The sequence below is a fragment of the Thermosphaera sp. genome, assembly GCF_059755995.1.
Genome location: NZ_DBOUKL010000017.1, coordinates 1 through 10,446 on the forward strand (window position 1 = coordinate 1; position 10,446 = coordinate 10,446).

The 10,446-nt window shown below is 46.3% G+C and carries 12 protein-coding genes; 4 read left to right on the forward strand and 8 right to left on the reverse strand.

Annotated elements, in window-relative coordinates:
* From AC3OH0_RS01830 to AC3OH0_RS01840, 3 genes are all read right to left on the reverse strand, one after another.
* Window positions 1-1,010 (reverse strand): ABC transporter substrate-binding protein (locus AC3OH0_RS01830; protein ID WP_498344540.1); only part of this gene is annotated, 1,010 nt, incomplete at its 3' end.
* A 72-nt stretch (window positions 1,011-1,082) separates the two neighbouring features.
* On the reverse strand, window positions 1,083-1,874 hold the full coding sequence (dph5, locus tag AC3OH0_RS01835) for a diphthine synthase (protein WP_498344541.1): 792 nt from the start codon (window positions 1,872-1,874) through the stop codon (window positions 1,083-1,085).
* A gap of 5 nt (window positions 1,875-1,879) precedes the next feature.
* Complete coding sequence (locus AC3OH0_RS01840; protein WP_498344542.1) at window positions 1,880-3,199, reverse strand: hypothetical protein; 1,320 nt, start codon at window positions 3,197-3,199, stop codon at window positions 1,880-1,882.
* A gap of 70 nt (window positions 3,200-3,269) precedes the next feature.
* Here AC3OH0_RS01840 and AC3OH0_RS01845 point away from each other — a divergent pair, with 70 nt between their 5' ends.
* Window positions 3,270-4,064: an isopentenyl phosphate kinase gene (locus tag AC3OH0_RS01845; RefSeq protein WP_193436730.1), complete on the forward strand. Its 795-nt coding sequence runs from the start codon at window positions 3,270-3,272 to the stop codon at window positions 4,062-4,064.
* Between the two features lie 24 nt (window positions 4,065-4,088).
* Here the strand turns inward: AC3OH0_RS01845 and AC3OH0_RS01850 are convergent, their stop codons facing one another.
* Window positions 4,089-4,523: a hypothetical protein gene (locus AC3OH0_RS01850; protein ID WP_193436731.1), complete on the reverse strand. Its 435-nt coding sequence runs from the start codon at window positions 4,521-4,523 to the stop codon at window positions 4,089-4,091.
* Between the two features lie 59 nt (window positions 4,524-4,582).
* Here AC3OH0_RS01850 and AC3OH0_RS01855 point away from each other — a divergent pair, with 59 nt between their 5' ends.
* Window positions 4,583-4,804 (forward strand): hypothetical protein, encoded by a 222-nt coding sequence (locus AC3OH0_RS01855; protein ID WP_193436732.1) that lies wholly within the window; start codon window positions 4,583-4,585, stop codon window positions 4,802-4,804.
* A gap of 3 nt (window positions 4,805-4,807) precedes the next feature.
* Here AC3OH0_RS01855 and AC3OH0_RS01860 read toward each other — a convergent pair whose 3' ends face one another.
* Window positions 4,808-5,938, reverse strand: coding sequence for a radical SAM protein (locus AC3OH0_RS01860; RefSeq protein ID WP_193436900.1), 1,131 nt, complete (start codon window positions 5,936-5,938; stop codon window positions 4,808-4,810).
* A 51-nt stretch (window positions 5,939-5,989) separates the two neighbouring features.
* Between AC3OH0_RS01860 and AC3OH0_RS01865 the strand changes: the two genes are divergently transcribed.
* Entirely contained in the window at window positions 5,990-6,889 is a 900-nt protein-coding gene (locus AC3OH0_RS01865) for a hypothetical protein (RefSeq protein WP_498344543.1), read from the forward strand.
* A 14-nt stretch (window positions 6,890-6,903) separates the two neighbouring features.
* Here AC3OH0_RS01865 and cysS read toward each other — a convergent pair whose 3' ends face one another.
* Genes cysS through AC3OH0_RS01880 form a run of 3 tightly spaced genes read right to left on the reverse strand, consistent with a single transcriptional unit; the run spans window position 6,904 to window position 9,709 of the window.
* Entirely contained in the window at window positions 6,904-8,349 is a 1,446-nt protein-coding gene (gene cysS / locus AC3OH0_RS01870; protein ID WP_498344544.1) for a cysteine--tRNA ligase, read from the reverse strand.
* A gap of 2 nt (window positions 8,350-8,351) precedes the next feature.
* Entirely contained in the window at window positions 8,352-9,089 is a 738-nt protein-coding gene (locus AC3OH0_RS01875; protein WP_193436735.1) for a purine-nucleoside phosphorylase, read from the reverse strand.
* Between the two features lie 5 nt (window positions 9,090-9,094).
* Window positions 9,095-9,709, reverse strand: a complete 615-nt coding sequence (locus tag AC3OH0_RS01880) for a hypothetical protein (protein WP_498344545.1) — start codon at window positions 9,707-9,709, stop codon at window positions 9,095-9,097.
* 84 nt (window positions 9,710-9,793) lie between these two features.
* On the opposite strand from AC3OH0_RS01880, the gene AC3OH0_RS01885 reads away from it, so the two are divergent.
* Window positions 9,794-10,282, forward strand: a complete 489-nt coding sequence (locus tag AC3OH0_RS01885) for an adenosine-specific kinase (protein WP_193436737.1) — start codon at window positions 9,794-9,796, stop codon at window positions 10,280-10,282.
* Window positions 10,283-10,446: the final 164 nt, after the last annotated feature.

Consider the following 10,446-nt stretch of genomic DNA (forward strand, 5'->3'; position numbering starts at 1 on the left):
CCTATCATGAATGCTAACGCGAATCCTGCAAGCAGTAGGATGAGCGCGAAGCTCTCGCTGAGCCTTAAACCATAGGCATCGGTGTTAGTGGGTTTTGAAGAATCAAAAGCCTCCGCCAAAGCCGCGTTCAGGATTTCAGGGATTTTCACGATCATTGGACCAGGTCTCGATATAATGTCTACTTCTTCCTGGCCCAAAACAATAACGGGTACGCCTAGGTCAAATAGTCCAGCCTCCTTAACAGTTTCCTGTGTAGCATAAGACGTAGCCACTAGGATGACGTCTGGTTTCCACTCATGTATTTTCTCAATACTTACTGCACTCCACCCGTATGTTGAAGCAGCGTTCGACAGGCCAAGCCTAGCTAGTACGTCGTCGATGTAGGTTGCCCTTCCCGCAACCCATATTCCCTGCCAGAAATCCACTACTACGAGCACTTTAAGGCCACGGTATTTCTCGAGGAGCATTCTCCCCTCTTCAAGAGAGCTTATCAACCTGTCAGCGAGGGATTGTGCTTCAGCGGTTGAGTTGAAAATTTCGCCGATCAAGTAAATATCGCTTAACACGTCGTTGAAGCTTCTTGCCGAACCCCCGTTCAAGAAAACAACAGTCACATTGTAGGATTGGAACACCTCGAGAAGGGGTTTGTGAGCGCCTTTGTCAGCGAGAACTACGTCAGGATTCAAGCTCAATATTGTTTCAATGTTGACAGTGCTCCACCAGTAACCTCCAACCGAAGAAGTATTCTGCTTTTTCAACACCGAGCTTATGTTTAAATACCAATCTCCTAGCGAGAAATCGTCAACCCCTACGATGTATTGCTGAGTATTTAATTCGAAGAGGATCTCCGTTATGGAAGGTGCTAGTGAAACAACTCGTGCAGGAGGACTTGACAGTTCTATCCTCCTCCCTAACGCATCGTTAACTATTAGGGTAGTTGACTCCGCGCTTAAGGGTGTGAGGCACATGAGTATTGCAATAACTGTTAGCGCGGGGATGAGCTTGGACATTTTGTCCAACACCACCAAAACTATACTATTATCAAGTAGGATTTAATAAAAATCGCTTAGGAATTTAGGGAATTAATTATTTAGACCGGTAATTACACCGGCTAATTCTGGAAGCTTACATATAAGTATCAAGCCTTCCATCTCAACCGGGAGCGGGTTTGAAACTATTACCAGGCTGTGGGGAGGAGGCGGGAAATCGTAATTCCGCAGTCTCGGCAGTAAGTCGGCCTGAACCCGCTCATCCCTCCATGAAAGCCTGGCCACCCCAATAGCTAGCGAGTTGTCAAGCTTGTTTTCCAGCTCATCATCAAGATTCAACAGTATTTCAACCGCTTCGTGTATGGTCATGGCTCTCCCATGCTCTAGTCTCAGGTCGAGCAGGACGATTGTGTGAAGTCTTCTATTCAGGTTTTCATATATTGTTTCAATGGTTGAGTAGGGCTTGAAGTAATCCGGATACACTAGGGTCACAGTTTTACCAAACCTGTATGCTTGAAGGCCGAGCCTACTCTGTATCAGGGTTAGAACGGAGATGGAGTTAACTACTTTAACCTCAACCCCCTTCTTAATCGCTTCGACACGCAGGGAGTCGTGGGTCGTCGCTATAAACGGGTCGCCGGGTACGGCTAGAACGATGGTTTTGAAGCGCGCCTCCTCGATTAATTTGTTCATTCCTTCTCCTTCCAGATCCTTCCTAGAAGCGTAGACTACCTCGCCCTTAGTGTATTTCGCCAACTCCGCTGGGTCGTCCTCGTAGAGCGATGTGTACCTGTCAATCACTATCTTATCAGCCTTGCCCAAGTATTCCATGGCCTCTAGAGTTAGATGCTTGAGAGAATAGCCGATTCCGAGGAAGACTAGCACCGTTATCACCGGGTCTTCGCGATTGCCCAAGTTTCTTTTAAAATGTAGATGAGGTAAGCGTTGTACAGTAATGTGAAAAATATTTGGGAAACCGGCTTGCTCTGATTCAGCATAGTGAAAAGAATGTTCAGCAACGGGTTCGACCTGCACGCCTGGACTAGTGTGTAGAGGAGTGAGGAAGCGCTCGTGCTTCTTAAAATCACTTCCTCAGCGGAGACCCAGTTCAGGTCTTCAACCATAAATATTTCAGAGCTAACCACTGCTGCGGCGAACAGGGTTGTCGCGTAGTAGATCACGCTTGATATTATAGGTATTGACACGTAAAGAGTTTCAAACAAGTGGTTGCTTAAACGCGAAGCGTTTTCCATGATGAAAACAATTAGGAACGGGACAAGCCAGGTGAAGTAGTTGAAACCCCCTATCTTGTTGAAAACGAGTAAGCCTACTATCAGAGTGATGAAGTATTTTAAAAGCACTTTTCCATCATAAACCGGTTCTTTAAGAAAGTAAAGGTAAACCAGGAGAGTGTAAATCGCTAAGGGTATTATCCAGATCCATACCAGCCATGCAGGGACGGCGTTAACGTTGTACCATGTCGCATATAAAGGGATTGCGAACAGGCTTAGCTCCTGAGGGTATCTTGCAGCATGGAAGAAGAGTACTCTGTTAATAAACGCGTAAGGGTCAGCGAGCAGGAAAGGCGTGACAAATATTAAACCCACCCCGGCGGCCGTGGAAACCACGCGGAGTAATCCATTGAAATCACGGTTCTTAAGCTTAATCAGCAATGGGATAAGGATGAAGACGGCTAAAACCTGCTTTACAAGCGTTGCGAGGGTCAGGTAAACAGTGCTCCTAAGGAAATTCTTCCGGGTTAGCTCGACATATCCGAGCAGAAGGAATAGGGCTGCTATAAGGTCGAACTGGTAGCCGCTGATTATAATGTATCCCGCAATATTTACCAGCCAAAGCATGCCAGCCTTTCTCCCATATTGTTTTCTAAGGATAAAGTATATTGCGTTGAAGGATAGAATCAAGGGGAGTTTATCTATTAACCTTATTGCTTCAATGTTCCCGGTTAAACTCACAGCCACGTGGTGCGCGGAGACGAAAATAAGGACGGGTAAAGGCGGGTACGCGATTTTATCGTAAATGGATGAAGCATAGACGTATAGAAGCCTCCCAGAGGAAAAGTATGCGTACCATTCGAGAAAGTATCTCACATCGTAGTAATTCCAGCTGGAAATAGCCAGTAATACGCATATGACATTAGCAACCACTATTTCAACATGGTTTTTCAAAAACCCTGCCAGTCTATGACCCATCTCTACTCGTAACACCGTTTAATCTATAAAAACACAATGATATATTAACCTTCCCAGAGTGGTGTCGTGTTTGAACAGGGATGTGGTGTTTTTAAAAGCAGGAGGTAGTTTCATAACGTTCAAGGACAAGCCTGTATCCGTTAACTATGAAGCACTTAAAGCTTTAGCTGAAGCACTAAGGGCTACCCATAAAGAAGTAAGCATAGTCTTAGGCAACGGGGGAGGTAGTTTCGCACACCACGCAGTGTTGAAGCATGGATTAGAGAATCCTGTAAAGTTAATGGTTAAGTGCCAGCAGGCTACGAGGCTTTTGAACAGGCTGATAGTGGACTACTTATTGCTCAACGATATACCGGTTACAAGCCTGCAGACAAGCGCGGTCATAGGCTACGGGAAGGGCTCGCTTAGAGCTTTCACTCCACCATTGGTAAACCTAGTGGGCAACGGGGTTATCCCCGTGCTACACGGGGAGTGCATTCTTACGGAGAACGGATCTGTTGAAATCTTCTCAACCGAAAAAGTTTTCGAAGTCGTGGCCAATATTTTAAAGCCTTCAAGAATTCTTCTCCTAACGGACGTGGAAGGCGTGTACACTTGCGATCCCAAGAAGTGCTCAACTCCTGAACTAATAAAGCGTATCGACAGCAGTAATTTAAACGCCGTGCTGGAGTCACTGAAAAGCGATGTTTCAAGGGATGCTACCGGGGGCATGTACTCGAAAATCATGTCGATGAGCGAGCTCTCCAGGAAGACAGGTGCCAAGGTCATAGTTACCTCAGGGTTTAACCATGAGAATGTTGTGAACGCTATAAGGGGCGTGACTCCCGAGAGATCTACGGTTATTGAAATGCTTGAAGAACGCTAGCTTTAAAGGCTGAATGATCTTTGTTTAAACAATGTATATCGTGCACAAGCCCGTCAGCTTCTCAAAGTATACATCCCTTCCCCCGGGTAATTGAATATACGTCATGTCCTCTCCAATGACAATGTAGTCTGATAGGAAAGAGCCGGGGGTTAGAATAGTGATATAGTCCCCGTGAGGGGTGGCGGTAGCCTTCACTGTGAAATACCCTGTATTAACCTCGCTCTCCACATCACCCTTGCACTCTTCTTTTCGAAAACACTCAATTACCTGGTGTGAAACGTAAACAGCTCTCTTTCTTCCACGGTGGAGGGTTGACACGGAAACGTCTCCACAGCCCGTCAACGATATCATTCTTGGCCTAACTTCAAGCTCGTAGTTTCTAGCTTTCACATGGAAGTATTCAGGCGAGTACTCCCCTATTATGCATGCTTCCTTGTAGCGTAAAACCGTATGATGCAAGATTTAAATCCCTGTTAAGATTAAAATCTCTTCATTGATTAATAAGGATTGGTGAGATCATGGCTAAAAACCCGAGCGTGCTACTGGCTAGTGAGCTGGTTAAACACGGCTTCGTGCTTTTAGATGTTTACCATACCCGAGAAGGAGACTTGATCAGGGCGGTTGAGAAGATTACTGGTAAGGTTGTGCTGGTGAAGAGTAAAACACCGGTTTCATCCATTACCGGATTGAACGATATAGCCGCGCTCGTGAACGAGGTCTCGAAGCAGGCTAAGCAGTAGTCTCTAATAGAGCCTGACGCATGATTTAAACCTGTATTTCAACAGTTCTTCAACAATCTTCTTATCCCCTTTGACAACCTTGGCCTTGATGAAACCGTTTTCAAAACCCAAGTATTTCACCTTTACCTCCTCACCACTGACACACTCCTCCACCCCGATAATCTCGGGAGGCTCCTCAGCCGGGGGCTCAATCCCCATGGCTTTCATCCTCCAACACTTGTAGCCGTGTGAGAAAATGTTCGCCATGCAGGCGTAGGGGAGGAACAATAAGCCTTTCCTCAACGCATATTTCGCTATCTCTATCTTAATATCCCCAGTTCTAACATCGTATTGAACATTGTTCTCAAATTCTCTAGGGCTTCTCCCAGCTCTTTTCAACAACACGGTGGTGTCAACTCCGCACTCTTCAAGTTTTTCCAGTATCCTCCTAGTGATCCTCAGCGTCCCGGCGACAACTCCAACCGCACCGTGCTGAACAGCAGCATCTATCATATTCTTATACTCCCTCTCCGTAATACCGGGGATGATCGGCCTTAGGAAGAGGAAAGGCTTGAACCCGTGATTGCGGAGTATTTCAATGGTTTCAAATCTTTTATCAACGGGAGGGGCTCCCGGCTCCAACAACCTGTCTCTAGTCATTGTTGAAACACTGATTAGAGGAGAGAGGTAGGGGTCAATGGTTTTCAATCTTTCAACATCCCTATCTGTTAAGAACATTTTCGTGGAGAATTGGACCGGGTTCCCCAGATGTTTATTAATTGCTTCTATGTATTCAATCGTTTTCTCCTTCGTGATGGGGTGGAAGGGCTCTGTTACACTGCCTAGTGCTATGAACGTCCCGTTTGGGCCCGGGATGAAATACTTGTTCAAGCTTAAAGCGTAGACGAGCTGTATACCTGTTAAAGGATACTCGGTGATTTCAGCTTTAAAGCCCATATCGTAAATGTAGCAGTAGGCGCACTTGAAAGGACATCCTATTCCCGTGTGGACTGTTAACCCGCATGGACGGGGCGGACGCTTAGAGTGAGGGTCGCGTGAAGCCTTCTCAGCCTCTTCAACAGTCATTAACGATTTAATTTTCTCCCGTAGGTGTTTCTTGAATCCTTCAAGCTCGTGAAACCCGTTGTTCTTCATCTTTTTAACCACTTTGTTCCAATAATAAATTGTGAGAAACAGGTTTTAGAAATGATTTACTTAGCTTGTGACGGAGATGACTTATTCTGCTGGCTTGTCGAAGAGTTTCTGAGGGAGGCGGGAGCAAGCTTCGAGAAAGTTGGGCTGGAGAAGCTTGCCTCGGGGGGTGATATTCTCGAAGACAACACTACAATATACGCGGGAGGTTTAACCGAGGTTTTCCTAAGCTTTCTCAAAGCATACTCCAACACTGTTTCTGGCAGGCTAGTTGTATTTGTTAAGCCCGTGGAGAATTACCCCTATCACCTTTCCAGCCAGGTCAAGAGGTATCTCTTAAACATTCACAAGAAGAAATTACCTGTCTTATTCGTTGAAACCACGCCTGTTGAACATCAGGTTAACTCTTCCCTTTACCCGGAGTTTGAGCACGTTCTCATTCCTATATTCAACGTGGAACATATATTCGTGCGCGACACTCTCCCGAGGGATGGCGCCATAGTTACCAGGTTTGATAAGTGCAGGGTTTTAGAGGACTTAATATTGGAGTTAGGGAAAATAGGCTTTACCTCCCTGCTAATAAATGTGAACGCGCCCGACAAGCCCTGTTTCAACCCGTTCATCATAGATGTTTTCACCGAGAACCCTGTGAGCCTGTTGGAAAAGTCTATAATGGGGATCATAGGGGTTAACGACACGCTATCTAATATTGTCTTCCAAATGATGATAACCGATTCAAGGCCGGTCATAGCTTGTGGTCAGTCAGCGAAGAATACTCGATATGATCAAACAGGGTTGGTGGTGAAAGTTGATCAATGCAATGCTTTAGACCTCGCGAACGCGGTGGTGAATGTTTTCAATAGTCTCGAGTCAATGAGGAAAAAGGGTACAGCCAGGTTCGTGGACGCGTATTTTGAAAAGGGTGTTGAAAGAATTAAATCCTTCCTGGCCTAGGCAAGGATTGCAAACTACTTGTTTAATGCTTGCTTCTTAACACGTATCCACGTTGTCTCAGGCCCCTTGTCGGATAAGGTTACACCGAGCCTCCCTAGTTCGCTCCTAATCATGTCCGCTAGGTCGTACATCTTCCTGTTTCTCAACTCCTTTCTAACGTCAACGAGGATTTTAATGTAGGAGTCTACATCCTCTTCAACGAGAGCCTCCGGGGGAGTCTCAAGCACGCCGAAAACGTTGTCAAACTCCCGCAAGATCCTGAATGCAGTGTTGACAAGGATGTATTTTGGATTATGCTGTATGTCCCTGAAGACTATTGTGGTAAACTCGTTAAGAGATGCCACGGCTTCCGGCGTGTTGAAATCTTCGCTTAAAGCCGCGTGGAAGCTATAGTGGGTTTTCAAGAGGCTTCTAAGTATCTTCAAGTCTTCATCAGATGCTTTGTGAGGCTCCACAGCCTCCTTCCCCAGTTTTTGAAGAAGGCTTGAGACCTGGTTCAACCTTTTCAACTGCTCGCTAGCAATCTCTAAGGATTCCTCGGAGAACGATACAGGCTTCCTGTAGTGGCTCATCAAATACCAGTAGCGAAGAGTCCTGCCTCCCCACTTCTTTACAACCTCTTTAATAGGTACAATGTTTTTCAAGCTCTTGCTCATCTTGTCGGCTCCAACCATGAGCATTCCAACATGCATCCAAACAGACACCCACGGCTTACTCCCTAGCGCTGACTCGCTCTGGGCCCTCTCGTTCTCATGATGTGGGAAAATGAGGTCGGTTCCACCTCCATGAATATCGAATCTTTCACCGAGATACCTGGTGCTCATGACGCTGCACTCGATATGCCATCCAGGCCTCCCCTTGCCCCACGGGCTTTCCCAGAAGGGTTCACCCGGCTTAGCGGCCTTCCAAAGAGCGAAATCATACGGGTTCTTCTTCTCAGACAGGAAATCGGGTTCCTGGCTCCATGCCTCCTTTACCAGTCTTCCCGATAAGCGCCCATAATCCTCGTAAGTGTTTACGTCGAAGTACACGCTCCCGCTGGGTGTAACGTACGCATGCCCTCGCTCTATAAGCCTCTGGATGAACTCAATGATCTCGTCAATGTGTTGTGTAACCCTTGGGTGATGGTCTACTTGGACGTTGAGGCTGTTCAAAGCTTCCAAGTACTCTTTAGTATATGTCTCAACGATCTCCGTCCAATCACGGTTTTCATCCCTCGCCCGGTTGATAATCTTGTCATCGATATCGGTAATGTTCATGACGTGGATGACGTGGTATCCCCGCGAGTTTAAGTATCTTTTGAAAACATCGTACATGACGTATGCTCTTCCATGCCCTACATGGGTTGAATCATAAACTGTTGGTCCGCACACGTACATTTTCAGTAATCCTGGCTCAACCGGCTGAATCCTTTCCATGGTCTTAGTAAGGGTGTTATAGATTTTCAACTCGGGCAGCATAATCAGGATTCACCATAATACTTGTTGAAAACCTCCATTAAGACTTGGGCAGTTTTCGAGAACTTATCAGCAAGCTCCGCCGTGGTCAAGAACACGGCGTTAGGGTCTTTCCCGTGGAGTACGTTGCTAACCACTACAACACACCCTGTTTCCCACCCTCTCATCCATCCGAGGGTGAAGAGACCGGCTGCCTCCATCTCTACTGCGAGAGCACCATACCTGCTCAACCTGGAAGCCATTTCAGGGCTTTCAGCGTAGAAAGCATCGCTTGTGAACAAGGGGCCTTTCTTAAAAGGAAGCCCTGACCCCTCCAACTCCCTGATAATCCGGTATGTTAGCACGGGGTCCGGGGATGATGCTCCACAGTAACCCGGCATGTACTGGGCTAGGCCGCATCCCCCGTTAACATACATTGCCCCGGTTGCAACCACTACATCCCCTATTCTAACGTTTTCATGCAAACCCCCTGCTGTGCCTAGCCTGATTATTCTTTTAGCCCCGAGTAGACCTAGTTCTTCAAATACTATGTTGGCGCTGGGACACCCCATTCCATGCGTTGCAATGGTTACTTTGGCATTCTTGTAGTGACCGGTTACAACGATCAATCCTCTATGCTTGTTGACAACCTTGGGGTCCTCTAACAATGTTGCGAGAAGCTCAACCCTTCCCGGGTCTCCCACAGCTATGACGTTTTTACTGATATCCCCTGGTTTAGCATTAACTATGTGGGGGAGGCTCATTTTTCTCACCTTTTACGTGTCTTCCTTCTTCTACTCTTCTTCTTTCTACGCTTTTTAACACCGCTTAAGGCTTTACTCTTCCTCATCCTAGTCGAGCTTCTCCTTTTCCTCCTGGTTTTAACAGATTCTTTCACAGGTGGTAGGACGATTTCGTTTGGAAACATCGGCCTCCAATCCTCGGATGTCTCCACCACTATGAAATCGTAGCTCATAGTTGCCGGGATTGAGACGAATCCATCATATACGAAAACCTCGCCGGGAGGCTTGTACTCATGAACCAGTACAGGCCTCCCCTCCTGGTCCAACTTATACAGCCTGACGGCTTTCAACGTGGTTGGCTTAGGAGATATTATTGTCTCAGATGAAGCCGTCTCACCCTCCCCAAGGGTTAGTAACAGCCCGGGTGATTCCACGGTTACGAACAAGTAGTTGTTCTCTGGTCTATGCTTGACTATAGTGTTCTGGGCTACTTCAAGCATCCTATCCATTATGTTTGAGCTGCTGACCTCCTGCTCTACTTCAAACCAGTCCTCGTTAACGAGATTGTAAACTCTCAGCTTTAAAAAATCATCCCCCGTTTCAACAGGGTTTAACTGGTTGAGCTTGACGATAAATTTCAAAGCAAGACACCCTTAAATCTTGCGGGCTGGGTTTAACAAGTTTTATGAGATTAAAAGTTATTAAGTATATAACGTGGTGTTGAAATGTCTGCCAACATACGCCTCGTAACTGTTAAAATACCTGAGGGAACGAACGTTATAATCGGCAGAAGCCACTTCATTAAGACTGTCGAAGACATTTACGAGGCCTTGGTAACCTCGGTTCCGGGAATAAGGTTCGGGGTAGCTTTCAACGAGGCAAGCGGTAAGAGACTCATAAGATACGAAGGCAACGATCCCGAGCTCGTTAACCAGGCTATTGAAACCTCTAAAGCTATTGGAGCGGGACACACTTTTACCCTGTTTATTAGAAACGCGTACCCTATAAACGTTCTCAACCAGTTGAAAAACATTCAGGAGATTGTGCAACTCTACGTTGCCACGGCTAACCCTGTCCAGGTAATAGTCATGGATACCGATCAGGGGAGTGCTATAATAGGCGTGGTTGACGGGTATTCCCCGCTGGGTGTTGAAAGCGAGGAGGATAAAAAAGAGCGTCACAGCTTCCTTAGGAAGATTGGCTATAAAAAATAGTTTTTAAACACCCTGCTTTTCCAATCCGCAACGGGTTACGTTATCCTCGAGAATATTCTCTATCCTCTCCCATTCTTTCTCAACGTATTCCTTGAGGTAAGCTACTGATTTATCATTGGTTTTAATGAGGTAGAAGAGGTAGCGGGATTCAATAAGTATTGCGA